General features: G+C 65.3%; 24 protein-coding genes and 1 tRNA gene. 21 read left to right on the top strand and 4 right to left on the bottom strand.

Annotation, left to right across the window (positions count from 1 at the left end; translation table 11 throughout):
• Positions 1-170: 170 nt before the first annotated feature.
• Positions 171-956, bottom strand: coding sequence for a CVNH domain-containing protein (locus GGQ61_RS21595; RefSeq protein ID WP_183777130.1), 786 nt, complete (start codon positions 954-956; stop codon positions 171-173).
• Between the two features lie 733 nt (positions 957-1,689).
• On the opposite strand from GGQ61_RS21595, the gene GGQ61_RS21590 reads away from it, so the two are divergent.
• From GGQ61_RS21590 to GGQ61_RS21580, 3 genes are all read left to right on the top strand, one after another.
• Entirely contained in the window at positions 1,690-2,871 is a 1,182-nt protein-coding gene (locus GGQ61_RS21590) for a GNAT family N-acetyltransferase (RefSeq protein ID WP_246371163.1), read from the top strand.
• A gap of 12 nt (positions 2,872-2,883) precedes the next feature.
• Positions 2,884-3,792, top strand: coding sequence for a transcriptional regulator (locus tag GGQ61_RS21585; protein ID WP_183777128.1), 909 nt, complete (start codon positions 2,884-2,886; stop codon positions 3,790-3,792).
• Between the two features lie 131 nt (positions 3,793-3,923).
• Positions 3,924-4,274, top strand: a complete 351-nt coding sequence (locus GGQ61_RS21580; protein ID WP_183777127.1) for a hypothetical protein — start codon at positions 3,924-3,926, stop codon at positions 4,272-4,274.
• Here the strand turns inward: GGQ61_RS21580 and GGQ61_RS21575 are convergent.
• Positions 4,271-4,453: a hypothetical protein gene (locus GGQ61_RS21575; RefSeq protein ID WP_183777126.1), complete on the bottom strand. Its 183-nt coding sequence runs from the start codon at positions 4,451-4,453 to the stop codon at positions 4,271-4,273. The genes GGQ61_RS21580 and GGQ61_RS21575 overlap by 4 nt on opposite strands.
• A 297-nt stretch (positions 4,454-4,750) precedes the next feature.
• Between GGQ61_RS21575 and GGQ61_RS21570 the strand changes: the two genes are divergently transcribed.
• The 11 genes from GGQ61_RS21570 (at position 4,751) to rplL (ending at position 12,204) form a co-directional block, all read left to right on the top strand.
• A tRNA-Trp gene (locus tag GGQ61_RS21570) sits at positions 4,751-4,826 on the top strand.
• A 59-nt stretch (positions 4,827-4,885) separates the two neighbouring features.
• Positions 4,886-5,197, top strand: a complete 312-nt coding sequence (gene secE / locus GGQ61_RS21565) for a preprotein translocase subunit SecE (protein WP_183777125.1) — start codon at positions 4,886-4,888, stop codon at positions 5,195-5,197.
• An 8-nt stretch (positions 5,198-5,205) separates the two neighbouring features.
• A complete protein-coding gene (nusG, locus tag GGQ61_RS21560) occupies positions 5,206-5,772 on the top strand; it encodes a transcription termination/antitermination protein NusG (RefSeq protein ID WP_183777124.1) in 567 nt (188 codons plus the stop codon).
• Positions 5,773-6,001: 229 nt separating this feature from the next.
• On the top strand, positions 6,002-6,433 hold the full coding sequence (gene rplK, locus GGQ61_RS21555; RefSeq protein ID WP_183777123.1) for a 50S ribosomal protein L11: 432 nt from the start codon (positions 6,002-6,004) through the stop codon (positions 6,431-6,433).
• 4 nt (positions 6,434-6,437) lie between these two features.
• Positions 6,438-7,127 carry a 50S ribosomal protein L1 gene (gene rplA, locus GGQ61_RS21550; protein WP_183777122.1) on the top strand — a complete coding sequence of 230 codons (690 nt, stop codon included), beginning with the start codon at positions 6,438-6,440 and terminating at the stop codon, positions 7,125-7,127.
• 132 nt (positions 7,128-7,259) lie between these two features.
• On the top strand, positions 7,260-8,456 hold the full coding sequence (locus GGQ61_RS21545) for an acetyl-CoA C-acetyltransferase (protein ID WP_183777121.1): 1,197 nt from the start codon (positions 7,260-7,262) through the stop codon (positions 8,454-8,456).
• Positions 8,457-8,499: 43 nt separating this feature from the next.
• On the top strand, positions 8,500-9,327 hold the full coding sequence (locus tag GGQ61_RS21540; RefSeq protein WP_183777120.1) for an enoyl-CoA hydratase-related protein: 828 nt from the start codon (positions 8,500-8,502) through the stop codon (positions 9,325-9,327).
• Positions 9,328-9,388: 61 nt separating this feature from the next.
• Complete coding sequence (locus GGQ61_RS21535) at positions 9,389-10,462, top strand: hypothetical protein (RefSeq protein ID WP_183777119.1); 1,074 nt, start codon at positions 9,389-9,391, stop codon at positions 10,460-10,462.
• An 11-nt stretch (positions 10,463-10,473) separates the two neighbouring features.
• Complete coding sequence (locus GGQ61_RS21530) at positions 10,474-10,911, top strand: DUF5367 family protein (protein ID WP_183777118.1); 438 nt, start codon at positions 10,474-10,476, stop codon at positions 10,909-10,911.
• 348 nt (positions 10,912-11,259) lie between these two features.
• Entirely contained in the window at positions 11,260-11,775 is a 516-nt protein-coding gene (gene rplJ / locus GGQ61_RS21525) for a 50S ribosomal protein L10 (protein ID WP_183777117.1), read from the top strand.
• 45 nt (positions 11,776-11,820) lie between these two features.
• Positions 11,821-12,204, top strand: a complete 384-nt coding sequence (rplL, locus tag GGQ61_RS21520; protein ID WP_183777116.1) for a 50S ribosomal protein L7/L12 — start codon at positions 11,821-11,823, stop codon at positions 12,202-12,204.
• Between the two features lie 154 nt (positions 12,205-12,358).
• Here rplL and GGQ61_RS21515 read toward each other — a convergent pair whose 3' ends face one another.
• The gene (locus GGQ61_RS21515) at positions 12,359-12,631 is read right to left on the bottom strand and encodes an usg protein (RefSeq protein ID WP_183777115.1); all 273 of its coding nucleotides are present in this window, start codon (positions 12,629-12,631) and stop codon (positions 12,359-12,361) included.
• A gap of 568 nt (positions 12,632-13,199) precedes the next feature.
• On the opposite strand from GGQ61_RS21515, the gene rpoB reads away from it, so the two are divergent.
• The 3 genes from rpoB to GGQ61_RS21500 all read left to right on the top strand — a co-directional run bounded on the left by rpoB (position 13,200) and on the right by GGQ61_RS21500 (position 22,011).
• Positions 13,200-17,270, top strand: coding sequence for a DNA-directed RNA polymerase subunit beta (gene rpoB, locus GGQ61_RS21510; protein WP_183777114.1), 4,071 nt, complete (start codon positions 13,200-13,202; stop codon positions 17,268-17,270).
• A gap of 90 nt (positions 17,271-17,360) precedes the next feature.
• Complete coding sequence (rpoC, locus tag GGQ61_RS21505; protein WP_183777113.1) at positions 17,361-21,554, top strand: DNA-directed RNA polymerase subunit beta'; 4,194 nt, start codon at positions 17,361-17,363, stop codon at positions 21,552-21,554.
• A gap of 121 nt (positions 21,555-21,675) precedes the next feature.
• Positions 21,676-22,011 (top strand): TFIIB-type zinc ribbon-containing protein, encoded by a 336-nt coding sequence (locus GGQ61_RS21500; RefSeq protein ID WP_183777112.1) that lies wholly within the window; start codon positions 21,676-21,678, stop codon positions 22,009-22,011.
• Positions 22,012-22,017: 6 nt separating this feature from the next.
• Here GGQ61_RS21500 and GGQ61_RS21495 read toward each other — a convergent pair whose 3' ends face one another.
• Complete coding sequence (locus GGQ61_RS21495; RefSeq protein WP_183777111.1) at positions 22,018-22,656, bottom strand: hypothetical protein; 639 nt, start codon at positions 22,654-22,656, stop codon at positions 22,018-22,020.
• Positions 22,657-22,988: 332 nt separating this feature from the next.
• Between GGQ61_RS21495 and rpsL the strand changes: the two genes are divergently transcribed.
• The 4 genes from rpsL to GGQ61_RS21475 all read left to right on the top strand — a co-directional run.
• Positions 22,989-23,360, top strand: coding sequence for a 30S ribosomal protein S12 (gene rpsL, locus GGQ61_RS21490; protein ID WP_056018026.1), 372 nt, complete (start codon positions 22,989-22,991; stop codon positions 23,358-23,360).
• 12 nt (positions 23,361-23,372) lie between these two features.
• Entirely contained in the window at positions 23,373-23,846 is a 474-nt protein-coding gene (rpsG, locus tag GGQ61_RS21485) for a 30S ribosomal protein S7 (RefSeq protein WP_056018024.1), read from the top strand.
• Between the two features lie 102 nt (positions 23,847-23,948).
• Entirely contained in the window at positions 23,949-26,027 is a 2,079-nt protein-coding gene (gene fusA / locus GGQ61_RS21480) for an elongation factor G (RefSeq protein ID WP_183777110.1), read from the top strand.
• 48 nt (positions 26,028-26,075) lie between these two features.
• On the top strand, positions 26,076-26,179 hold a 104-nt coding region (locus GGQ61_RS21475; RefSeq protein ID WP_183777025.1), incomplete at its 3' end, for a GTP-binding protein.

The raw sequence follows: 26,179 nt of genomic DNA, 5'->3' as shown, positions 1-26,179 counted from the left end.
GCGTCGTGGCCAAGATCGTCGAGTAAGCGATCTAGCCACAGTCGACAGACTGAAGATCAGGCCGCCGAGGGAAACCTCGGCGGCCTTTTCGATTTGCAGGGCGAGCGGCCAGAAAAAGGCCGCCAGGATGTTTCCTGGCGGCTCTGATCTTTCGCAGATCCCGTTTGGCTTCAGTACGGGCGGCCGCCGCTGACCGGACGCATAGAGGTGACGGCTTCGCCCAGGCCGTACTGGCGCAGGTCGCTCACGTCGCGATCGATAATATGGCAGCGCCCGCGGAAGTCGCTGTCGCTGCAGATCTGCCAGGAGCCGCGGCCTTCGATGCGCAGGCTCATGGCCTTGTCATTGAACTGGCGGGGCAGGTTGGTGACCTCGCGGGTCGCCTGGTAGGCCTGGCCGCCGAAGTCCGGGGCAGAGAAGAGCATCAGCGTGCTGCTGTGGGCGCCGCCGCCCCAGGGCGGGCCGCCGCCGCCGCCGTTCCAGCCGCACACAAGGCGCCCGTTGGCGTTGCCGATGTCGCTCCGGCAGTTCCGGAAATCGAGGGTGCTGTAATTCCACCGGCCACGGTCATCGCGGCAACTGGCGGTCAGGGTGGAGCCGCTGACGCGCGCATCGCGGCAGGTCTGCTGGTAGCTGCCCGACGGGAGCTGGCCCCAGCCGCCGCCGCTCCATGAACACATCAGACGCCCGTTGTTATTGCCGATGTCGCCCTGGCATTCGCGATAGCGCACGGTGCTGTAGTTCCAGCGGTTGCGATTGTCGGGACAGCTAGCGGTCAGCGTGTCGCCGTTGACGCGGATGTCCCGGCAGGTCTGCTGATAGCTGCCGGCCGGCGTCCAGCTGCCGCCGGGCCCCCATCCTCCGCCCCAACGCTGGTCCTGTGGTTGAGGCTGGGCCTGGGCCTGCGCGCCGAGCAGCGCGGCGGCCGTCGCGACCGCCATCCAAAGCTTTGTCATCGGCGCTCCTTAACTCTTGAATTTCGCCACCGAAAGCGTCCTTGATTAGACGCCACAGTGAAGCGTCAGCATAGAATGCGTTGTTTACCGCTTGCCGCCACGTTTCGACAGTCCGAGCGTGCGAAGCGGTGGGGCAGACAAGATGAGCGCACAGCTCGCGATGGATATGTGGCTGTCCGGGAGCCTGGGCCTTTGGGCGTCATCGAGCGCCTGTCCTGCGCGGCTTCTAGGAGTTCCGAGTTTCCGTGTTTCAGTGTCGCCGGCCATTTGGCTCTGGCGCGACCGGGCGACAGACGGGGATCGCGACGATCCAGCGCGGCGGCCAGATCGCAAGCGTTCCGCTGTATCAATCGCGGCCCGACCACAACGCCGGCGCCGCTCCCAACCGTCATTCGGCCGTGGTCGAGCGGCGGCAGGGCGCACCTAGGAACTGGGGAGAGGGTAGCGCGCACCCGACGGTCTGGCCGACCAAGAAGGATAGTGTGCATGACTAACCCCGAGGCGCTCGTCGAGGCCTGGAACGACCAGCGGAAGTCTGAATTCGGCCGCTGCGCAAGATGCACCTGCTCCAGGACCGCGTCGAGATGATCGAGCGCAGCTTCGAGCTCGAAGGCCAGGTCCGCTAGGCCGCGCAGACATCGCGCCCCGGCCCGGCTGGGGCGGAACGCGTTGTTTACCGCTCTGGGTTTAGGGTTTTCAACCTAAGGGGCGTGGGGCGGCGATGAGCGCGCGATTGGCGATCGATACGCTGAGGTCTGCGCAGCTGGACGCGGGTCACCGCGCCCTGTGGAGCCAGTTCCGCGCCGCGGATCCCGTCTTCCGCAGTCCGTATTTCGACTTCCGCTACGCTCTCGCGGCCGGCGACGTCGCGCCGGGAGCCGAGATCGCGGTGATATCGCGCAGCGGGCGGGTGGATGGATTTCTGCCATTCCAGCGGCGCGGGCGCCTGATCCAGCCGCTCGCCGCGCCACTGACCGACTATCATGGGGTGCTGACACGTCCCGGCGGCCGGATCGATCTCGGCGCGGTCGTCGCCGCGCTCGGCGCGCGCCGTTTCCGGTTCAGCGGTCTGGCCGGCGGTCAGGGCCTGAAAAAGGCCGATGCGCGGATCGCCATGGTCGCCGACCTGTCCCGAGGATTTGACGGGTATCTGGCGCGGCGGACCAAGGACTTCCTCAAAGACAAGCGTCGCCGCGCCAGGCGTCTGGCGGAGGATCACGGGCCGCTGGTGTTCGAATTCTCGCGTGAGCCCGGCGAGGCGATAGACTTCATCCTCGGCCTGAAACGGCGGCAAATGCAGCGCACCGCTCAGCACGACATCTTCGGGAGCGCGTGGGTGCAGCGCTTCCTGCGCCGGCTCATGGAGTGTCCTGACGCCGACTTCGGAATGCGCTTTGCGACGCTGCGCGCCGGCGGTCGCCTGGTGGCGGCCGAGGCCGGCCTGCTCTCAGGCGATGCCTATCATCTGTGGTTTCCGGTCTATAATCCTGAATTCGCTAAATATTCGCCTGGATCGCTAGCGACCTTGGAATCGGTTCGCGCTCTGGCCGACCTCGGCGTGACGCTGGTCGACTTCGGCCCGGCTGGAGAGACTTACAAGCGGGATTTCGCCGATCCCGCCGCCCACGTCTTCGAGGGCGACGTCACGCACGGCGGGGTCGTCGAGGCTGCGCGGCGGACCGCCGACTTCGCGCTGGCCGGAGCGCCGGGGCTGCGCCGGGCGCTGAGCGCGGCCGGACAGCGCGTCGACCGGCGCTGGGACCGCATCACCGCTTGCGAGCCGGAATTGAACGGGCGGGTCGGGGCCGCCTCGCGCAGCCTGACCGCCATCGCCGCGCGCCGGCCGGGCGCCTCCATCGGCGTGGGCGTCGGGCTCGGTATCGGGGCAAGCCTCGTCAGCCTGCTGACCGAGTAGAGGGACAGTGCAATGAGCATCGACATGCCGCTGGTCGGCGCATGGAGCGACCGGCAGAAGGCCGACTTCGCCCGTATTCCGATGACCTTCGAGCACAGGCTGGCCGAGACCGGCCTTTTCGACGACGATCGTCTGGCGAAGGTGCTCGATCGCTATCCCGCAGAGTTGTTCGACATCAACCTGTTCGAGTTCGACGCCGACGGGCAGATGCGCATGCAGACGGGCGCACGCGGACGGCTGCCGGGGAGCGAAGTGCTGGAGGGGGTCAAGGAAGGCCGCGTTTGGCTGCAGCTGCGCGGTGTCGAGACCCATTATCGAGAGCTGGGCGAGGCGATCCGCGCAGTGTTCGCCGATATCTCGCGAGAAGCGCCGGCGTTCCGGCCGGTGCAACTGACCGGCCAACTGATCATGTCGGCGCCAAACGCCAAGGTGCCGTTCCATGCGGATGCGCCGGGCGTCTGCCTGTTCCACATCCGCGGCCGCAAGCGCATCTGGATCTATCCAAACGACGAGTTTCACATGCCCCAGCAGGGCATGGAGGACATCATGCTCAAGCAGGCGACCGAGGACCTGCCGTATCGCCGCGAGTGGGACGTGGGCGCCAAGGTGTTCGACCTCGATCCCGGCATGGCGGTGACCTGGCCGCTGCACGCGCCGCACAGGATCGAGAACCTAGGCGTGTTCAATGTCTCGCTTTCGGTCGATTACCAGACCTGGGACACGCGCTTCACCAATGGGGCTCACTACGCCAGCGGCCTGATGCGGCGCTGGAACCTGCCGGTGGCGAACATGCGCCGCACGCCGCGCGTCGGGCGGGCCGGCTTGTGGGCGGCGCATCTGGCGCTGAAGCGGATGAATCTGGTCGAGGACCGGATCGGCGGCATCGAGCGCAGCTTTGAACTGGATGGCGGCGCTCGCTGAATCAAAGACTTAGCTGCTGATTCCAGATTTGACGCATCCGTCAAATTCTTGAATTGCCGCATGAATATCCCAGGCGCAAAGTCAAGCTTGTCCGAAAAGGACGTGTCGTGTGCGGGAGGGATGGAAACAGCATGCGCGTAACCGTTGCGAGTTTTTCAGCGATAGGCCTGGCGATGGTCCTCTGCGGGGCCTGCAGCGGGCAGGGAAGCGGTCAGGCTGAAGCCTCGGCTGCGCCGCAGGGCGAGCGGGTCACCGCGGTCGGGTGTGCGGTCGCCGGGCCGACGCCCGGATGCGTAACGATCAAGTCCGGCGGAAAATCCTACGACCTGGCCGCCGCCAGCCCGGCTGTCGATCTGTCCAAGAAGGTCGGCATATCCGTGACCGGTCACGCCGCCGGCGAGGTCGGGGCGTGCGGCATCAAGCTGTCGGACGTCGAGGTCGAGTATCTCGGGCTGGAGTGCGCCGGGGCGCCGGCTTCCTAGTTGGGCTTCGGCGCGCCGGGCAGAGGCTGGCCGGTCGCAGGATCGGTCAACGTCTTGGCGTTGCGCGCCGAGCCTTCGGCGCCCTCGGGCTCGGTCGCCGGCCGCGGCGGGCTCCCGGGCTTGAGGTCTTCGTCGCGGTTTCGCGCGGCGTCGTCGGGATTTTGGCCTTGCGGGGACATGTGGGCTCCTTCGTCCGCTGAAGAACGCCGGAGGCGGTCGTACGATCCCGGGCCGTCCCGGTCCAAGCCGCGGGAACTTGGCGTCGCTACCGGCAGGCGTCGAAGAGGCTTGAAATGGGAACCGGTTTGCGTCATACGCCTCCGTCCTACCCGACATCGTTGGAGTTTGTCATTTTACACCGCCCGGGGCGGGACGAACGGTGCTCAGATCACGGTTCGCCAACCCAGCGTTTGAACGGTTTGCGCTCAGACGAAAGCGGAGTAAGGGCAGGCTGCAACGGCCAGGGCAGGCCGTGTAGGAGTGTAGCTCAGCTGGTAGAGCGTCGGTCTCCAAAACCGAAAGTCGTGGGTTCGAGTCCCTCCACTCCTGCCATTCGCTATATGAGTATGCCGGGCGCGGAACGTCCGCCGCCCAACTGAAGAGAGTCGTAAGTGGCCAGGAAACCGGGCTCGTCCCCGCAAGCGATGAAGAACCGCGCCAGCAAAACGGCTGCGGCGATCGCCCCTGCCTCGGCCTTGGCGCAGGACGCCCCGGCCAAGAAGAAGCGCACCAGCCCGGCTCAGTTCGCTCGTGAAGTGCGAGCCGAGGCCCGCAAGATCACCTGGACCACCCGCAAGGAGACCTGGATCACCTCGGTGATGGTCGGGATCATGGTGGTGCTGGCCTGTGCGTTCCTGGCGGTGGTCGACCTTGGACTGGGCGCGAGCATGAACCTCGTGCTCAAACTCGCGAACGGGGCTTGAAGACAGATATGAACGCCGAAGCTCCGATCGCCCCGAACCCGCGCCACAAGTGGTACATCGTCCACGCCTACTCGAACTTCGAGAAGAAGGTGGCCGAGTCGATCCGCGAACAGGCCAAGAGCCAGGGTCTGGAAGAAAACTTCTCCGACATCCTGGTTCCGACCGAGGACGTCGTAGAGATCCGCCGCGGCCGCAAGGTCAACGCCGAACGCAAGTTCTTCCCCGGCTACGTGCTGGTGAAGATGGAGCTGACGGACGAGGCCTACCACCTGATCAAGAACACCCCGAAGGTGACCGGCTTCCTCGGCTCGGGCTCGAAGCCCATGCCGGTGTCGGAAAAGGAAGTCGCCCGCATCATCGGCGCGATCGAAGAGGGCGTGGAACGGCCAAAGCCGACCATCTCCTTCGAGATCGGCGAACAGGTTCGCGTCACCGACGGTCCGTTCGCGAGCTTCAACGGCTCGGTCGAGCATGTCGACGAGGAGCGCGCGCGCCTGCGCGTCACCGTGTCGATCTTCGGACGCGCCACGCCGGTCGAACTCGAATACGGCCAGGTCGAGAAGCTCGGCGGATAACGGCCGGCCGATCGCGGTCAAGAATCCAGGGCGGCGCTTGTGGGCGCCGCCCTTTTTCATTCCGCGCCAAACCGTTGCGGCGGGCCGCGGCTCCTGCTATGAGCGCGCCCTTCCGGTCGGTGACTCACCGTCTGGACTGCGCGCGAGCGCGTCAAATCCGTGGGAGGGGAGGGCCACCTAACCCCGCACCACGGCTCAACCGACCGGTTTCCGGTCACGAGGAGAAACAATGGCCAAGAAGATTCTGGGCTATATCAAGCTGCAGGTGCCCGCGGGCTCCGCCACCCCGTCGCCCCCGATCGGCCCGGCGCTGGGTCAGCGCGGCGTCAACATCATGGGCTTCTGCAAGGAGTTCAACGCCCGCACCGAGAAGGAACCGAAGGGTACGCCCCTGCCGACCGTCATCACGGTCTATCAGGACAAGTCCTTCACCTTCGTCACCAAGACTCCGCCGGCGACCCATTTCATCAAGCAGGCGCTGAACCTGAAGTCGGGTTCGAAGGCTCCGGGCCGTGAGAACGCCGGCAAGATCTCGCGCACCCAGCTGCGTGAAATCGCCGAGAAGAAGATGAAGGACCTCAACGCCAACGACGTTGAAGCCGCCGCCAAGATCATCGAGGGCTCAGCGCGCTCGATGGGCCTCGAAATCGTGGAGGCCTAAGCACATGGCTAAGCAACCCAAGCGCATTCAGGCCTGGACCGGCGACCGTAACGCCACCCACGCTGTCGAAGCCGCCGTCTCGCTGGTCAAGGCCAACGCCAAGGCCAAGTTCGACGAGTCGATCGAAATCGCCGTCAACCTGGGCGTCGACCCGCGTCACGCCGACCAACAGGTCCGCGGCGTGGTGAACCTGCCCTCGGGCACCGGCCGCGACGTTCGCGTCGCCGTGATCGCCAAGGACGCCAAGGCTGCTGAAGCCACCGCCGCCGGGGCCGACATCGTCGGCGCCGAAGAGCTGGTGGAGCGCATCCAAGGCGGCTTCATGGAATTCGACCGCGTCATCGCGACGCCGGACATGATGGCCCTCGTCGGCCGTTTGGGTAAGGTGCTCGGCCCGCGCGGCCTGATGCCGAACCCGCGCGTCGGCACCGTGACCCCGAACGTCGGCCAGGCCGTGAAGGACGCCAAGGGCGGCGCCATCGAGTTCCGCACCGAGAAGACCGGCATCATCCACGCCGGCATCGGCAAGGCCTCGTTCTCGGACGAAGCCCTGCTGGTGAACGTCCGTGCTCTGGTGGACGCGCTGAACAAGGCCAAGCCGTCGGGCGCCAAGGGCACCTACATCAAGAAGATCAGCTTGTCGTCGACGATGGGCCCGGGCTTCAAGGTGGACACCGGTTCGGTCGGCGCCTAAGCGACCGCCGCATCGGCAGAACTTCGAAGGGGAGCGGTCGCAAGGCCGCTCCCTTTTTCGTGGCCCGGTCGTGCTTGACCGCGGCGGCGTCCCTCGCCACTGACGAAGCATACGTCGTTCGAGGAAACGCCCATGAAACGCGCCGCCATCGTCTCCCCCGTCCGCACGCCGGTCGGCAAGTTCCTGGGCAGTCTGTCCAGCGTCACCGCCGGAGACCTTGGCGCGGTCATCCTCAAGGCGCTGGTCGAACGCAGCGGGATCAATCCCGAGAAGATCGACGACGTGATCTTCGCCCAGGGTTACGCTAACGGCGAAGCCCCCTGCATCGCCCGCTGGTCGGCCCTGGCCGCCGGCTTGCCGATCACTGTGCCGGGCTATCAGCTCGATCGGCGCTGCGGTTCGGGCCTGCAGGCCGTGGTCGATGCGGCGATGATGGTCCAGACCGGCGCGGCCGACGTGGTCGTGGCCGGCGGCGTCGAGAGCATGAGCAATGTCGAGTACTACAGCACCGACATGCGCGGCGGGGCGCGGGCCGGCTCGGTGACCATGCACGACCGCCTGGCGCGCGGCCGCGTGATGAGCCAGCCGATTGAGCGCTTCGGCGTGATCAGCGGCATGATCGAGACGGCCGAGAACCTGGCCCGCGACTATCAGATCAGCCGGGAAGAATGCGATGCGTACGCGGCCATGAGCCATCAGCGCGCCGCCGCGGCTTGGGCCGCCGGCAAGTTCGACGCCGAACTGGTGCCCGTGCCGGTCAAGCAGAAGAAGGGCGATCCGGTGCTGTTCGCCAAGGACGAGGGCGTGCGCGGCGATGCGACGGCCGAGAGCCTGAGCGCGCTGAAGCCGCTTGAGAAGGGCGGGGTGGTCACGGCCGGCAACGCCAGCCAGCAGAACGACGCGGCTGCCGCCTGCCTGGTCGTCGCCGAGGACAAGCTGGCCGAACTCGGCCTGGAGCCGATGGGCTGGTTCGTCGGCTGGGCCGCCGCCGGCTGCGAGCCCTCGCGTATGGGGATCGGACCGGTGCCGGCGGTCGAGCGGCTGTTCGCGCGCACCGGCATGGGCTGGGATGACATCGATCTCGTCGAACTGAACGAGGCGTTCGCGCCGCAGGTTCTGGCGGTGCTCAAGGGCTGGGGCTGGGATGACCGCGACCGGTTGAACGTCAACGGCTCGGGCATCTCGCTGGGGCACCCGATCGGGGCCACTGGCGGGCGAATCCTCGCCAACCTGCTGCACGAGTTGAAGCGCCGCGGCGGCCGTTATGGTCTGGAGACCATGTGCATCGGCGGCGGCCAGGGCATCGCGGCGGTGTTCGAAGCGGCCTAGGCGGCGACGTCCGCAGGCCGGGGCGAGGTTTGGGAGGACCTCCATGGAGCTGAAGACGACGCGCTACGAGATCGTCGAGGGCGGCGTGGCCGTCGTCACCCTCAGCCGCCCCAAACGACGCAACGCCTGGACCGGGCGGATGCACACCGAGTACCGCTGGCTGCTGGAGCGGGCTGACGCCGACAGGGCCGTTCGCGTGATCGTGGTCACCGGCGATCCGGAGGGCCAGGCGTTCTGCGCCGGCGCCGACCTCGGGGCGCTGGAAGGTCATTCGGAGAAGGGCCGCTACGACCCCGGCACGAGCGACGACATCGCTCGGCCGGGCTTCGGCGTCGATCCCAATTTCGATGCGGCGTTCGCCTATCACTTCGGGGTCAGCAAGCCGATCATCGCGGCGATCAACGGCGCGGCGGCCGGCGTCGGGCTGGTGCTGGCCGCCTTCGCCGACCTGCGGTTCGCCGTGAAGGGCGCTAAGTTCACCGCCGCGCACGGACGCTTCAACTTTCCGGCCGAGTTCGGCCTCTCCTGGGTGCTGCCGCGGATCGTCGGCCTGACCCACGCCAACGACATCCTGCTTTCGAGCCGGACGTTCACCTCCGACGAGGCGTCGGCCATGGGCTTCCTCAACCGGCTGACCGAGGCTGAGGCGTTGATGCCAGCGGTGCTCGACTATGCCCGCGCCATGGCGGCGAACGTCGCGCCGGGCTCGGCGCGCGAGACCAAGCGGCAGATCTACCGCGACCTGCACCGCGACGCCGCCGCGGCGGTGGGCGAGGCCGAGCGGCTGCTGGAGACGATGATCAAGGCTCCCGACTACAAGGAGGGCGTCAAGGCCTGGATGGAGAAGCGCCCGGCGCAGTGGACCGGCTGAAGCCTTCCCTTCGCCGACGGTCGGGCTAAGCTCCACCTAAACACGAAAAGGGGAAGGCGGCATGGCTGTGCGTCGTTGGATGGCGGGACTGGCGGCGGCCTTTGCGCTCGCGGCGCCGGCTGCGCAGGCGGAGACCTTTGAGTTCGTGGCGCTGGGGGACACCGCCTACAACCCCAGCGTCGACTATCCGGTCTATGAGGCGCTGATCGGCCGTATCAACAAGGCCAAGCCGGCGTTCACGATCCACGTCGGCGACACCTGGGGCGCGCTGCCCTGCACCGAGGCGCAGCACCGCTCGATCCTGGACTGGTTCGCCAAATACGATCACCCGGTGGTCTACACGCCCGGTGACAACGAATGGGCCGACTGTCGCAAGGCCGACGTGCTGGAAGCCTATTCCCGCTACGTCTCGGGCAAGGCGACGCCGGCCGATCTCGGGCTGTTGATGCCGCTGCGCGGCCTGGACGCCGGCATGAACATGGCCGGTTTCGACGATCCGATCGGCAGCCTGGGCCTGATTCGCAAGGTGTTCTTCGCCAAGCCGCAGAGCGTCGGCGGCAGGACCATGCCGCTGGTGCGTCAGCCCGATGTCTCAACCTTCAAGGACACGCTGGAGAATACGCGCTGGGAGAAGGGCGGGGTCGTGTTTGCGACGATCAGCGTGCCGGGGTCGGGCAACGGCTTCATGATCCAGAGCGAGGCGAGGGCTACTGAGGCCGTCGCCCGTAACCGCGCCAATGTGGAATGGCTCAAGGCGACCTTCGCCGAAGCTAAGGCCAAGGACGCCAAGGCCGTGGTCATCGCGCTGCAGGCCTCAATGTTCCTCGATGGCCACGGTGACGAGTTCTCCGGCAAGCAGTTGCGCGGCGGGAACGAGGGCGCGTTCTATTTCGTGGCATTGGCGATCCGGGACCTGTCGGAGCGGTTCGGAAAGCCTGTTCTGGTCATAAATGGCGACTTTCACGACTTTATCGTCGACCGGCCGTTCATGGTCAGCCAGGGCGAGGTCAAGCCGCCGCGCTACGCCAACATCACCCGACTGCAGGTTTACGGCGCGCCGGAGCTCAAGGCGGTGAAAGTCGGGGTGGACACGAACACCCCTTGGGTCTTCAGCTTCTCGCCGCTGTACAACTGACGGCGGCTATTATGGACCGGGGCGAGTTGGCGGGACTGGCGACCGAAGATGTGGCGGAGGCGCAGAGCAAAGGCGCGCTGCATCTCTACGCCTGGTTCGCGGCTCGCGGCACGTTCGTCTGGGCGGTGTCGACGCTGATCCTGCGGCTGCTGCCCAGCGCCTGGGTCGACCGACCGGCCTGGACGCTGCTGATCACCGGATTGGTCTCCGGCTCGGGCCTGGTGATCGCGACCCTGCTGTTCCTGCGCAAGATCGAGCAGCGGCATCGGATGGCGGCGCTGGCCTCGTTCGTCGCGCCGCAGATGGTGCTGGACGCAGGAGTGACGGTGTTCTTCAACCACGTGCTGCCGAACTTCCCGGCCGATCACGCGCCGCTGTTCGGAGCCTTCGTGCTGTGGGCCTATGCGGTGATGCTGACGACCGCCGTGATCGCCACACGGCCCCGCTAGGCCTCAAGGTTGTCAACCGGCGACGATCGGTGTAAGAGCCGCGCCTTCTAGAGTTTCGTCGTCTCGTAAGGGGCGGCGTGGACGGAAGGGTTCGCCCTTCCATCCTGTCCAAGAACTGTGGGGAACCAGGGGCCGCCTGGGACCGTAACGTGTGGAAGAGCCCTTCCACGGCCATGGGGAGACGGGAAGATGAGGTTTCGCCGGCCATCGGCAGCGATGGGCGCGTGACCTGCGACTTCTCCGGAAAAGGACAGGCCTAAACGATCCGCGCGCGGGTTCGCCTTCGCATGGGTCGTCTGCTGTGGTCGTCGGAATCGTCCGGCGATCTATCTGAGTATGGAGACCGCAATGGACCGCGCTCAAAAGCAGGAGTCGATCGAGACGCTTAAGGGCGTCTTCGCCGACGCCGGCGCCGTGGTCGTGACCCACAACCTGGGTCTGACCGTTGCGGAAATGACTGATCTTCGCCTTCGCCTCCGCAAGGAAGGCGCGGCGCTGAAGGTGGTGAAGAACACCCTGGCTCAAAAGGCCCTGGACGGCTCGATCGGTGAAGCGGGCGACGCCCTGTTCACCGGCCCGGTCGCCATCGCCTATGCGTCGGACCCCGTCACCGCCGCCAAGGTCACCTCTGAATTCGCCAAGGGGAATGACAAGTTCTCCATCGTCGGCGGTTTCATGGGAACCGAGGTCCTGGACCAGAAGGGCGTCGCCGCCCTTGCGACCCTGCCGTCGCTGGACCAGCTCCGCGGCAAGATCATCGGCCTTCTGCAAGCCCCGGCCACCAAGGTCGCCGGCGTTCTGCAGGCTCCGGCCGGTCAGCTGGCTCGCGTCATGGGCGCTTATGCCGCCAAAGACGCCGCCTGATCGTCATTCCCGAACACAACCTCTACATCCGTAAGGACCTAAACTATGTCGAAGCTTGAAAAGATCGTCGAAGAACTGTCGACCCTGACCGTTCTGGAAGCCGCTGAACTCTCGAAGCTGCTGGAAGAAAAGTGGGGCGTTTCGGCCGCTGCTCCGGTCGCCGTCGCCGCCGTTGGCGGTGGCGCCGCCGCTCCGGCCGAAGCCGCCGAAGAGCAAACCGAGTTCACCGTTGTTCTGACCGCCGGCGGCGACAAGAAGATCAACGTGATCAAGGAAGTCCGCGGCGTCCGTCCGGACCTCGGCCTGAAGGAAGCCAAGGACCTGGTCGAAGGCGCTCCGCAGAACGTCGTCGAGAACGTCTCGAAGCAAGTCGCTGAAGAAGTGAAGAAGAAGCTCGAAGAAGCCGGCGCCACCGTCCAAGTGAAGTAAGCTGGAGCGCGACAGCCGGGGCTGAATATCCGTTCTGGCGATCGTCGCGCGCTAGTTTCTTCCTGGCGCCTTTCTCTTGGGAAAGGCGGCGCGCAGTTTCTGCGTCTTTCGAGCGGCCCCGGGGAGCGATCTCCGGGGCCGTTTTCGTTGACCCTTAGTGCAGCTTGCAGGCCTCCTGCGCGATGCGGAACTGCGCGGGGCGGATCAACTCGCGGTGGGCCACGGTGATGGTGTGCAGCATGCCATCCAGTTGGTGGCTCCAGAAATCCAGGAACCGGTGGAGGTTCGGGAACTGCGGATAGAGATCATACTCCTGCCAGAGATAGGTCTGGAGCAGGGCGGGGTGGTCGGGCAATCGGTAGAGGATCTCGGCCGTGGTGAGGCCGTATCCGGCGAGTTGGCGTTCGAAGTCGGCGCTCACGGCCATCTGTCGCCCTCCTTGCAGTCTTAAACGCGCCATCCCGCGCAGAGCTGCCGCCAAGCTTTCGGCAGATTCGGCCAATGAGCAAGAAAATCAAAGTGTTGGCGCTCGTTGTGACTGCTGCTGCCAGTTCGTGCGGCGGCGGTTGGCGCAATGCGCTCCGCAGGCGACGTTTTCTGTGGATCGGGAACCTGCCGGTCAGTTCGCCGGTTGACGTCCGGCAGCTAACGAGAGATCCAAGGATGTCCCCGGGAGACGCCCGGGTCCGACCAAGATGGAGCGGCGTGGAGTCGATTGCCCACGCCGTTCCATTTTCATGTGGAAAGGGGGTTCCCTTCGCCGCATAAAACGCCTATCTGGCTCTCTTCGCGAAATTTAGGATTCGTCGCTCAGGCGACTTTTCAAGCGCGCACGCTCCGAGGCATGGCCCGCCGCCCTCCGGCCATGCGAGGGAGCGCCCCTGGCGAAACAGGGGCTTCCAGCGTCCGGCGCCCGCAAGGGCGTTCGAGGGTGGACGCAGGACAACACGACCTGGCGCACGGAAACCGTTCCGGGCGTCGCTCAAGGGAACAAAATGGCGCAATCCTTCACTGGAAAGAAGCGGATCCGTAAGTCATTCGGCCGCATCCCCGAAGCCGTGCAGATGCCGAACCTGATCGAGGTTCAGCGCTCCTCCTACGAACAGTTCCTGCAGCGCGAAGTGCGCCCGGCCGACCGCCGCGACGAGGGCGTCGAGGCGGTGTTCAAGTCGGTGTTCCCGATCAAGGACTTCAACGAGCGCGCGGTGCTCGAATATGTGTCCTATGAGTTCGAAGAGCCGAAGTACGATGTCGAGGAATGCGTCCAGCGCGACATGACCTTCGCCGCGCCGCTGAAGGTCAAGCTGCGCCTGATCGTGTTCGAAACCGACGAAGAGACCGGCGCCCGCTCCGTGAAGGACATCAAGGAGCAGGACGTCTACATGGGCGACATTCCGCTCATGACCGAGAAGGGCACCTTTATCGTCAACGGGACGCAGCGGGTTATCGTCTCGCAGATGCACCGTTCGCCGGGCGTGTTCTTCGACCACGACAAGGGCAAGACCCACGCGTCGGGGAAGCTGCTGTTCGCCGCTCGGGTGATCCCGTACCGCGGCTCGTGGCTCGACTTCGAGTTCGACGCCAAGGACATCGTCTACGTCCGTATCGACCGTCGCCGTAAGCTTCCGGCCACGACCTTCCTCATGGGCCTGGGTATGGACGGCGAGGAAATCCTCTCGACGTTCTACGACACCGTCACCTACGAGAAGCGTGGCTCCGGCTGGGCCGCGCCTTACAAGGCCGAGCGTTGGCGCGGCGCCAAGCCGGACTACGCGCTGATTGACGCCGACACCGGCGAAGAAGTGGCTCCGGCCGGCCAGAAAATCTCTGCCCGTAACGCCAAGAAATTCGCCGACGCGGGCCTGAAGACCCTGCTGCTGGCTCCCGAGGCGCTCTATGGCCGCTACCTGGCCGGCGACCTGGTCAACTTCGAAACCGGCGAGATCTACGCCGAAGCCGGCGACGAACTGGACGCGGCGCTTCTGGCCGCGCTTGAAGAACAAGGCTTCGACAAGCTCGATATCCTGGACGTCGACGAGGCCACGGTCGGGGCCTACATCCGCAACACCCTGCGCGTTGACAAGAACAACAGCCGTGAAGACGCGCTGTTCGACATCTATCGTGTCATGCGTCCGGGCGAGCCGCCGACGGTGGAAGCGGCCGAAGCTATGTTCAAGTCGCTGTTCTTCGACGGCGAGCGCTACGACCTCAGCTCGGTCGGCCGCGTGAAGATGAACATGCGTCTTGAGCTGGACTGCCCCGACGACGTCCGCATCCTGCGCAAGGAAGACGTCCTGGCGGTGCTGCAGACCCTGGTCGGCCTGCGTGACGGCAAGGGTGAAATCGACGACATCGACAACCTGGGCAACCGCCGGGTGCGCTCGGTCGGCGAGTTGCTGGAAAACCAGTACCGCGTCGGTCTGCTGCGCATGGAGCGGGCTATCAAGGAGCGCATGAGCTCGGTCGACATCGACACGGTCATGCCGCACGACCTGATCAACGCGAAGCCGGCGGCCGCCGCGGTCCGCGAGTTTTTCGGGTCCTCGCAGCTGTCGCAGTTCATGGACCAGACCAACCCGCTGTCGGAAATCACCCACAAGCGCCGCTTGTCGGCGCTTGGTCCGGGCGGTCTGACCCGCGAGCGCGCCGGTTTCGAAGTCCGCGACGTGCACCCGACCCACTACGGCCGGATTTGCCCGATCGAAACGCCGGAAGGCCCGAACATTGGCCTGATCAACTCGCTGGCCACGCACGCGGTGGTCAACAAGTACGGCTTCATCGAAAGCCCGTACCGGCGGATCAAGGACGGCAAGACGACCGACGAGGTCGTCTACATGTCGGCGATGGAAGAGGCCAAGCACGTCATCGCTCAGGCCAACATCAAGCTGGACGGCGGCGAGATCGTCGAGGACCTGGTCCCCGGCCGGATCAACGGCGAACCTTCGCTGCTGCCGAAGGACACCGTCGACCTGATGGACGTGTCGCCCAAGCAGGTCGTCTCGGTCGCCGCCTCGCTCATCCCGTTCCTTGAGAACGACGACGCCAACCGCGCCCTCATGGGCTCGAACATGCAGAAGCAGGCCGTGCCGCTCATCCAGTCGGATGCGCCTCTGGTCGGCACCGGCATGGAAGCGGTCGTGGCCGTCGACTCCGGCGCTGTCGTGGTCGCCCGCCGGACCGGCGTGGTCGAGCAGATCGACGGCACCCGGATCGTCATCCGCGCCACGGAAGAGACCGACCCGACCAAGGCCGGCGTCGACATCTACCGTCTCCAGAAGTTCCAGCGCTCGAACACCTCGACCTGCATCAACCAGCGTCCGCTGGTGCGCGTGGGCGACAAGGTGGCCAGCGGCGACGTCATCGCCGACGGCCCGTCGACCGAGCTGGGCGAACTGGCCCTGGGCCGCAACACCCTCGTCGCGTTCATGCCGTGGAACGGCTACAACTTCGAGGACTCGATCCTGATCTCCGAGCGCATCGTGCGCGACGACATCTTCACCTCGATCCACCTCGAGGAGTTCGAGGTGATGGCCCGCGACACCAAGCTGGGCCCGGAAGAGATCACCCGCGACATCCCGAACGTCGGCGAGGAAGCCCTGCGCAACCTCGACGAAGCGGGCATCGTGGCGATCGGCGCCGAAGTCCAGCCGGGCGACATCCTGGTCGGCAAGGTCACGCCGAAGGGCGAAAGCCCGATGACGCCGGAAGAAAAGCTGCTGCGCGCCATCTTCGGTGAAAAGGCCTCCGACGTGCGCGACACGTCGCTGCGTCTGCCGCCGGGCGTGGCCGGCACGATCGTGGAAGTCCGCGTCTTCAACCGTCACGGTGTGGACAAGGACGAGCGCGCGATGGCCATCGAGCGCGCCGAGATCGACCGGCTGGGCAAGGACCGCGACGACGAGTTCGCGATCCTGAACCGCAACATGACCGTTCGTCTGCGCGAGCTGCTGATCGGCAAGACCGCCGTTTCGGGTCCGAAGGGCCTGGGCCGCGGCGAGATCACCGCCGACAAGCTGGAAGAGATCGCGCCGGGTCTGTGGTGGCAGATCGCCATGGACGACGAGAAAGCGATGGGCGAGCTGGAAGCCATGCGCCGCCAGTTCGACGAGGCCCGCAAGCGCCTCGACCGTCGCTTCGAGGACAAGGTCGACAAGCTGCAGCGCGGCGACGAACTGCCTCCGGGCGTGATGAAGATGGTCAAGGTCTTCGTGGCCGTGAAACGCAAGCTTCAGCCGGGCGACAAGATGGCCGGCCGTCACGGCAACAAGGGGGTCATCTCCAAGATTCTGCCGATCGAGGACATGCCCTACCTGGAAAGCGGCCAGCACGTGGATATCGTGCTCAATCCGCTGGGCGTGCCGTCGCGGATGAACGTCGGTCAGATCTTCGAAACCCACCTGGGTTGGGCGGCTGCGGGCCTCGGCAAGCAGATCGCCGACCTGCTGGAAGCCTGGCAGAACGGCGGTCAGAAGCAGGCGCTGATCGATCACCTGCGTCAGACCTACGGCGCCGATCAGGAGCTTCCGGATACGGAAGAGGAACTGATCGAACTGGCTAAGAACCTCAGCAAGGGGGTGCCGTTCGCGACTCCGGTCTTTGACGGCGCGCACATCGACGACATCGAGAACCTTCTCGAGTCGGCGGGCCTGGCGCGTTCGGGGCAGTCGATCCTGTACGACGGCCAGACCGGCGAGCAGTTCAAGCGTCCGGTCACGGTCGGCTACATCTACATGCTGAAGCTGCACCACCTGGTCGACGACAAGATCCACGCTCGTTCGATCGGCCCGTACTCGCTCGTCACCCAGCAGCCGTTGGGCGGTAAGGCGCAGTTCGGCGGTCAGCGCTTCGGGGAAATGGAAGTGTGGGCGCTGGAAGCCTACGGCGCGGCCTACACCCTGCAGGAGATGCTGACGGTGAAGTCCGACGACGTGGCCGGCCGGACCAAGGTCTACGAGTCCATCGTCCGCGGCGACGACACCTTCGAAGCCGGCATCCCCGAGAGCTTCAACGTTCTCGTGAAGGAAATGCGCTCGCTGGGCCTGAACGTGGAGCTGGAGAACGGCTAGGGCCGGGCTTCGACTTCGCCGCATGTGCGAGGGGAGGGGCCGTCAGCTTCTCCCCATCGCCTCTGGAAATACTGACGAACTGGAAAATCGATGAACCAGGAAGTCCTGAATATCTTCAATCCGGTCCAGGCCGCTCCGACCTTCGACCGCATCCGTATCGCCCTGGCCTCGCCGGAAAAGATCCGCTCGTGGTCGTTCGGCGAGATCAAGAAGCCCGAGACCATCAACTACCGGACCTTCAAGCCGGAACGCGATGGCCTGTTCTGCGCCCGTATCTTTGGTCCGACCAAGGACTACGAATGCCTGTGCGGCAAGTACAAGCGCATGAAATACAAGGGCATCATCTGTGAGAAGTGCGGCGTCGAGGTCACCCTCGCGCGCGTTCGCCGCGAGCGGATGGGCCACATTGAGCTGGCCTCGCCGGTCGCCCACATCTGGTTCCTGAAGTCGCTGCCGAGCCGCATCTCGATGATGCTGGACATGGCTCTGAAGGACATCGAGCGCGTCCTGTACTTCGAGTACTACATCGTCACCGAGCCGGGCCTGACGCCTCTGAAGCAGCACCAGCTGCTGTCGGAAGACGACTACATGCGCGCCCAGGAAGAGTACGGCGACGATAGCTTCACCGCCGAGATCGGCGCCGAGGCGGTCCAGGGCCTGCTCAAGGCGATCGACCTGCCGAAGGAAGCCGACCGCCTGCGTGAGGAACTCCTCACCATCACCTCGGAAATGAAGCTCAAGAAGACGTCCAAGCGTCTGAAGCTCATCGAGAGCTTCATCGAGAGCGGCAACAAGGCCGAGTGGATGATCCTGTCGGTCGTGCCGGTGATCCCGCCGGAACTGCGCCCGCTGGTGCCGCTGGACGGCGGCCGCTTCGCGACCTCCGACCTGAACGACCTCTATCGCCGGGTCATCAACCGGAACAACCGCCTGAAGCGTCTCATCGAGCTGCGCGCCCCGGACATCATCATCCGCAACGAAAAGCGGATGTTGCAGGAAGCCGTGGACGCCCTGTTCGACAACGGCCGCCGCGGCCGCGTCATCACCGGCGCCAACAAGCGCCCGCTGAAGTCGCTCGCCGACATGCTGAAGGGCAAGCAAGGCCGCTTCCGTCAGAACCTGCTCGGCAAGCGCGTCGACTACTCGGGCCGTTCGGTCATCGTGGTCGGTCCGGAACTGAAGCTGCACGAGTGCGGCCTGCCGAAGAAGATGGCCCTCGAGCTGTTCAAGCCGTTCATCTATGCGCGCCTGGACGCCAAGGGCCTGTCGGGCACCGTGAAGCAGTCCAAGCGCATGGTCGAGCGCGAGCAGCCGGCGGTCTGGGACATCCTGGACGAGGTCATCCGCGAGCACCCGGTTCTGCTGAACCGCGCGCCGACGCTTCACCGTCTGGGCATCCAGGCGTTCGAGCCGAAGCTGATCGAGGGCAAGGCCATCCAGTTGCACCCGCTGGTCTGCGCCGCGTTCAACGCCGACTTCGACGGCGACCAGATGGCCGTGCACGTCCCGCTGAGCCTCGAGGCCCAGCTGGAAGCGCGCGTCCTGATGATGTCGACGAACAACATCCTGTCGCCCGCCAACGGCCGCCCGATCATCGTGCCGTCGCAGGACATCGTGCTCGGCCTCTATTATCTGTCGCTGGCCAAGGACAAGGAGCCAGGCGAGGGCAAGCTGTTCGCCGATCTGGGCGAAATCGACGCCGCGCTCGACGCCAAGGTCGTGACCTTGCACACCAAGATCAAAGCCCGTCACACCGAGATGAATTCGGAAGGCGAGCTGGTTCGCAAGGTGATCGACACGACGCCGGGCCGGATGAAGATCGCCGCCCTGTTCCCGCAGAACCCGGCCATCGGCCACCGGCTGCTGGAAAAGAACCTGACCAAGAAGGAAATCGGCAACCTGATCGACGCCGTCTACCGGCACTGCGGTCAGAAGGCGACGGTCATCTTCGCCGACCAGATCATGGCGCTGGGCTTCAAGGAAGCGGCCAAGGCCGGCATCTCCTTCGGTAAGGATGACATCATCATCCCCGAGCGGAAGAAGCCGATCGTCGAGCAGACCCGCAAGCTGGTCGAGGAGTACGAGCAGCAGTACGCCGATGGCCTGATCACCAAGGGCGAGAAGTACAACAAGGTCGTCGACGCGTGGGCCAAGGCCACCGACCGCGTCGCCGACGAGATGATGTTGGAGATCTCGACCGCGGAAAAGGACGAGAGCGGCCGTGAAAAGGAGATCAACTCGATCTTCATGATGGCCAACTCGGGCGCCCGCGGCTCGCAGGCCCAGATGAAGCAGCTCGGGGGGATGCGCGGCCTGATGGCCAAGCCGTCCGGCGAGATCATCGAGACGCCGATTATCTCGAACTTCAAGGAAGGCCTGTCCGTTCAGGAGTACTTCAACTCGACCCACGGGGCCCGTAAGGGCCTGGCGGACACCGCGCTGAAGACCGCCAACTCCGGCTATCTGACCCGTCGTCTCGTCGACGTGGCGCAGGACTGCATCATCAATGAGGAAGACTGCGGCACGACCCGGGGCATTACCCTGCACGCCGTGGTCGAAGGCGGCGACGTACTGGTCTCGCTGGGCACCCGCATCCTGGGCCGCTTCGCGGCCGAGGACGTTAAGGACCCGGGCACCGGCGAAGTCATCGTGCCGGCCGACAGCTATCTCGACGAAAATATGTGCGAGATCGTCGAGGCCGCAGGCGTGCAGTCGGTGAAGGTGCGCTCGGTCCTGACCTGCGAAGCCAAGGTCGGCGTCTGCGGCGCCTGCTACGGCCGCGACCTGGCCCGCGGGACCCCCGTCAACATCGGTGAAGCGGTCGGCGTCATCGCCGCCCAGTCGATCGGCGAGCCGGGCACCCAGCTGACCATGCGGACCTTCCACATCGGCGGCACCGCCCAGGTCGCAGAGCAGTCGTTCTTCGAGACCGGCAACGAGGGCGTGGTGCGGATCGTGGGCGGCATGACCGTCCAGGCTCCGGACGGCGACTTCGTGGTCATGAGCCGCAATCTGCAGATCATCGTCCAGGTCGATGGCAAGGACCGCGAATCCTACAAGCCGCCGTACGGTACGCGCCTGAAGGTCAAGGACGGCGACAAGGTCAAGCGCGGCCAACGCCTGGCCGAATGGGACCCCTACTCGAACCCGATCATCTCGGAAGTGGGCGGTCGCGTCCGCTTCGAGGACCTGGTGGAGAACGTCTCGGTCCGCGAGGAAGCCGACGAAGCCACCGGCATTTCGAACCGCGTGGTCATCGACTGGCGCGCTTCGACCAAAGGCGGCGATCTGCGGCCGGCCATGGCGGTGCTCGACGCCGACGGCGCCTACAAGCGCATCTCGAACGGCGGTGAAGCCCGTTACCTGCTTCCGGTCGGGGCCATTCTGTCGGTCGGCGACGGCGATGAGATCAAGCCAGGGGAAGTCCTGGCCCGCGTCTCGACGGAAAGCGCCAAGACCCGCGACATCACCGGCGGTCTGCCGCGCGTCGCCGAGCTCTTCGAAGCCCGTCGTCCGAAGGACTGCGCGGTCATCGCCGAGATGGACGGCCGCGTCGAATTCGGTCGGGACTACAAGAACAAGCGCCGGATCAAGATCACCCCCGAGGATGGTGGCGAGCCGGTCGAGTTCCTGATCCCGAAGGGCAAGCACATTGCGGTCCATGACGGCGACGTCATCCGCAAAGGCGAGTACCTGATCGACGGCAACCCGGATCCGCACGACATCCTGCGCATCCTGGGCATCGAAGCCCTGGCCGAGTTCCTCGTGGACGAGATCCAGGACGTCTACCGACTGCAAGGCGTGCCGATCAACGACAAGCACATCGAGACGATCGTCCGTCAGATGCTGCAGAAGGCCGAGATCCTCGAGCCGGGCGACACCGGCCTGCTCAAGGGCGACCACCTCGATCTCACCGAGATCAACGAGGAGAACGCCAAGGCCGAAGCCCGCGGCGGACGTCCGGCGATCACCCAGCCGGTCCTGCTCGGCATCACCAAGGCGTCGCTGCAGACCCGCAGCTTCATCTCGGCGGCGTCGTTCCAGGAAACCACCCGCGTGCTCACCGAAGCGTCCGTCCAGGGCAAGAACGACACCCTGGAAGGCCTGAAGGAGAACGTGATCGTGGGCCGCCTCATCCCGGCCGGCACCGGTTCGTACCTGCGCAACCTGCAGCGCATCGCCACCAAGCGCGACGAGGCCCTGGCGGCCAGCCGCGAAGAGGCGATGGAGCCGCTGCCGGAGGTCATCGCCGTCGATGCGGAGGCCGAGAAGGTCGAAAACTAAGCGGCGCCATTAGTCTGCTAGCCTTAGAACGGCCCGGGAGCGATCCCGGGCCGTTTTTCGTCGCCGCCCCATCGCAGGGGGCGCTGCAGCTTCCTAAGTGTGGCTATCAAGGAGGACACATATGCCGCTGCTGCTCTGCCCCAACTGCAACGTCTCGATGCAGAACGTCGCCCGCTCGGGTGTCGAACTCGATATGTGCCCAAGCTGCCGGGGCGTCTGGCTCGACCGCGGCGAACTGGAGAAGATCCTGGGCGCGGGCCGAGAAACCCAGCAGGGCGATATCCAGGCGCGCGAACGGTTCGACCGCGAGCTCGACAATTTTCATCGCGATCCCGATGCGTGGAAGCGATCCCATCCGTACGACAGCGACCGCAAGCGCTATCGCTACGACGAGGACGACTACTACCGTCACAAGAAGAAAAAGAAGGGCTTCGACATCTTCGACATCTTCGACTGACGATCGCTACATCCGAGGCGCCCAGACCTCCGGGAAGGGGTTCGGCGCTTCGGAAGGTCGCGGATCGTGGGTGATCCCCGGCGGCACGTTGCCGCGCTTGTAGCGCTGATAGGCTTCCTTCTTCGCGGCGGCCTCATCGAAGGCCTGGCGTTTGCGCGGGTCCATCGGCGGTTGGAAGAAGGGGGCGTCCTTCGCCCCGGCGCCCAGCTTCTCCTGGCAGGCCTCGCGCTCCTCGCGGGTCAGCAGGGAAGGGCTGGAGCATCCGGCCGCCCCGCTTCGCAGGGCCTGGCGCAGGTCGGCGGACGGATCGCCAGCGCCAGGCGCGGGGCGCCCCAAGGTCCAGGGTCCGACCGGCGGCGCTGGGGCGCGGGGCGTCACAAGCGGCGCCACCGTGGACGTTTCGTCCGGTCGCAGCGTCCGGCGCGGCTGGATGGGGCGCTCGACCAGCGGAGGCAGGCGCGTGGCATCCAGCGCCGGCGGCGTGGGAAGCACGTAATAGGGGACGACCTGCACTTCCATGACTGGCGGGGCAGGTGCGAGGTCAAGCTTGGGCTCGCGCAGACCGAGCGCGGCCAGGACAGCCACGTGCAGGAGCAGCGAGACGCCCAGCAACGCGTACAGCCTTGATCGGCGCACGCCGGCCATTGGCTCTCCTCAGCTTCAACCGTCACCATTCGGCTCGCCCGCAGCGGCGAATTCGTGGCGCAACGCCTGTGGAAGAGCGCGAAAAGCCCTTTCGTTCACAAGCGTTGACGACTGCGGGCTTCACGAGTATGAACCGCGCTCCTTTCGAGGCCGGGGATTCCCTCAGCCCCGATGAACGGTTGGCCGGAAACGGTCGGCCAGGCCCGCCGGAACGCAGGAGATCGCGCGCCGGCGAGTTTTTGCGTTCATTGGGCGGTTTCGAAACCAGAAACGACTAGAACCCCTATCGAGGCGCCACGGCCAAACGGCACACGCCTCCAGAGCGAGATTAGATGCCTACAGTCAACCAGCTCATCCGCAAGCCTCGGCAGGACAAGCCGTCGCGCAACAAGGTGCCGGCCCTGAAGGGCTGCCCCCAACGCCGCGGCGTTTGCACCCGCGTCTATACGACGACCCCGAAGAAGCCGAACTCCGCGCTTCGTAAGGTGGCCAAGGTGCGTCTGACCACCGGCATCGAAGCGGTGTGCTACATCCCCGGCGAAGGCCATAACCTGCAGGAGCACTCCGTCGTGCTCATCCGCGGCGGCCGGGTGAAGGACCTTCCGGGCGTTCGCTATCACATCCTGCGCGGCGTGCTCGACACCCAAGGGGTCAAGGACCGCAAGCAGCGTCGTTCGCTCTACGGCGCCAAGCGTCCGAAGTAAGGAATAAGAAGAATGTCCCGTCGTCGTCGCGCCGATAAACGTGAAGTCCTGCCGGATCCCAAGTTCGGAGACCTCACCGTCACGAAGTTCATGAACTACGTGATGTACGAAGGCAAAAAAGCTGTCGCTGAGAACATCCTCTACGGCGCTTTCGATATCCTGGAAGCCAAGCGCAAGGACCAGACTCCGCTGGAGACGTTCCACGCGGCCCTGGAAAATGTCGCTCCCGGCATCGAAGTCCGCTCCCGCCGGGTTGGCGGCGCCACCTATCAGGTGCCGGTCGAAGTGCGTCCGGACCGCCGCAAGGCGCTGGCCATCCGCTGGCTGGTGACGGCCGCCCGCAAGCGTGGTGAAAACACCATGACCGAGAAGCTGGCCGGTGAGCTGCTGGACGCCTCCTCGAACCGGGGCACCGCCGTCAAGAAGCGTGAAGACACGCACAAGATGGCCGAAGCCAACCGCGCCTTCTCGCACTACCGCTGGTAAGACCCGGCATCCATCGCTTTCCGGCGCGGGCGGTTTGAGTTAAACCGCCCGCGCCGTTCGTTCAGCTACTCCCGAACGCCCCACTCCAGCAGAGCTTCCGCTATGCCCCGCACGCACAAAATCGAAGACTACCGCAACTTCGGCATCATGGCGCACATCGACGCCGGTAAGACGACGACGACGGAGCGGATTCTCTACTACACCGGCAAGTCGCATAAGATCGGCGAAGTCCACGACGGCGCCGCGACCATGGACTGGATGGAGCAGGAGCAGGAGCGTGGCATCACGATCACCTCGGCTGCGACCACGGCGTTCTGGAACGACAAGCGCCTGAACATCATCGACACCCCCGGCCACGTGGACTTCACCATCGAGGTCGAACGCTCCCTGCGCGTGCTCGACGGCGCCGTCACGGTGTTGGACGGCAACGCCGGCGTTGAGCCGCAGACCGAAACCGTCTGGCGTCAGGCCGACAAGTACAACGTTCCGCGGATCGTGTTCGTCAACAAGATGGACAAGCTCGGCGCCGACTTCGACAAGTCGGTCGAGTCGATCCGTGACCGCCTGGGCGCGAAGGCCGTTCCGATTCAATTCCCGATCGGCGCTGAATCGGCGCTTAAGGGCTTGGTCGATCTGGTCCGCATGAAGGCGGTCGTTTGGGACAACGACGGTCTGGGCGCGTCCTTCCGTGACGAAGAGATCCCCGCCGACCTGATGGACAAGGCCGTCGAGGCCCGCCAGTACCTGATCGAGAACGCCGTCGAACTCGACGACGACGCGATGGAAGCCTATCTGGGCGGCGAAGAGCCGTCGGAAGAGACCATCAAGAAGTGCATCCGCAAGGCGGTTCTGACCGGCGCCTTCTACCCGATCCTCTGCGGCTCGGCGTTCAAGAACAAGGGCGTCCAGCCGCTGCTCGACGCGGTCGTCGACTACCTGCCGTCGCCGCTCGACATCCCGCCGACCCCGGGCATCGACTTCCGCACCGAAGAGCCGGTGGTCCGCAAGGCCTCGGACGACGAGCCGCTGTCGGTTCTGGCGTTCAAGATCATGGACGACCCCTTCGTCGGTTCGCTGACCTTCTGCCGCATCTACTCGGGCAAGCTCGAGACTGGCATGAGCCTGATGAACTCGACCCGCGACAAGAAGGAACGCGTCGGCCGCATGCTGCTGATGCACTCCAACAATCGCGAGGACATCAAGGAAGCCTACGCTGGCGACATCGTCGCCCTGGCCGGCCTGAAGGAAACCCGCACCGGGGACACCCTCTGCGACCCGAACAAGTCGCCGGTGATCCTGGAGCGCATGGAATTCCCGGCCCCGGTTATCGAGATCGCCGTCGAGCCGAAGTCGAAGGCCGACCAGGAAAAGCTGGGCGTCGCCCTGGCCAAGCTGGCGTCGGAAGATCCGTCCTTCACCGTCTCGACGGACTTCGAGTCCGGCCAGACGATCCTGAAGGGCATGGGCGAACTGCACCTGGACATCAAGATCGACATCCTGAAGCGCACCTACAAGGTCGAAGCCAACATCGGCGCGCCGCAGGTGGCCTATCGGGAGAGCCTGGGTAAGAAGGCCGAGATCGACTACACCCACAAGAAGCAGACCGGCGGTACGGGCCAGTTCGCCCGCGTCATGCTGACCTTCGAGCCGGGTGAGCCGGGTTCGGGCTTCGTGTTCGAAAGCGCGATCGTTGGCGGCGCGGTGCCGAAGGAATACATCCCCGGCGTCGAGAAGGGCCTGGAATCGGCGAAGGACAACGGCCTGCTGGCCGGCTTCCCGCTGATCGACTTCAAGGCGACCCTGACCGACGGCAAGTACCACGACGTCGACTCCAGCGTGCTGGCCTTCGAAATCGCCGCCCGCGCGGCGTTCAAGGAACTGCGCGAGAAGGGCGCTCCGAAGCTGCTCGAACCGATCATGGCCGTCGAGGTCGTGACTCCGGAAGAGTACCTGGGTTCGGTCATCGGCGACCTCAATGGCCGCCGCGGCATGATCCAGGGCCAGGACACTCGCGGCAACGCGATCGTCGTGAATGCGTTCGTCCCGCTGGCGAACATGTTCGGTTACGTGAACACCCTCCGCGGGATGTCGCAGGGCCGCGCTCAGTTCACCATGCAGTACGACCACTACGACCCGGTGCCGCAACACGTCGCCGACGAAGTGATCAAAAAGTACGCCTAACCCCAACCCTAGTTTAGAGGACAAGCCCAAACAGGGCTGGAGCTTGAAATGGCTAAAGAAAAGTTCGAACGCACTAAGCCGCACTGCAACATCGGCACGATTGGTCACGTTGACCATGGCAAGACGACGCTGACGGCTGCGATCACCCTGAC

It is taken from the genome of Phenylobacterium haematophilum, assembly GCF_014196295.1.
Classification (GTDB): Bacteria; Pseudomonadota; Alphaproteobacteria; order Caulobacterales; family Caulobacteraceae; genus Phenylobacterium; species Phenylobacterium haematophilum.
Note: the sequence above shows the minus strand (reverse complement) of the source record. Positions and strands in the feature narration are given on the sequence as shown.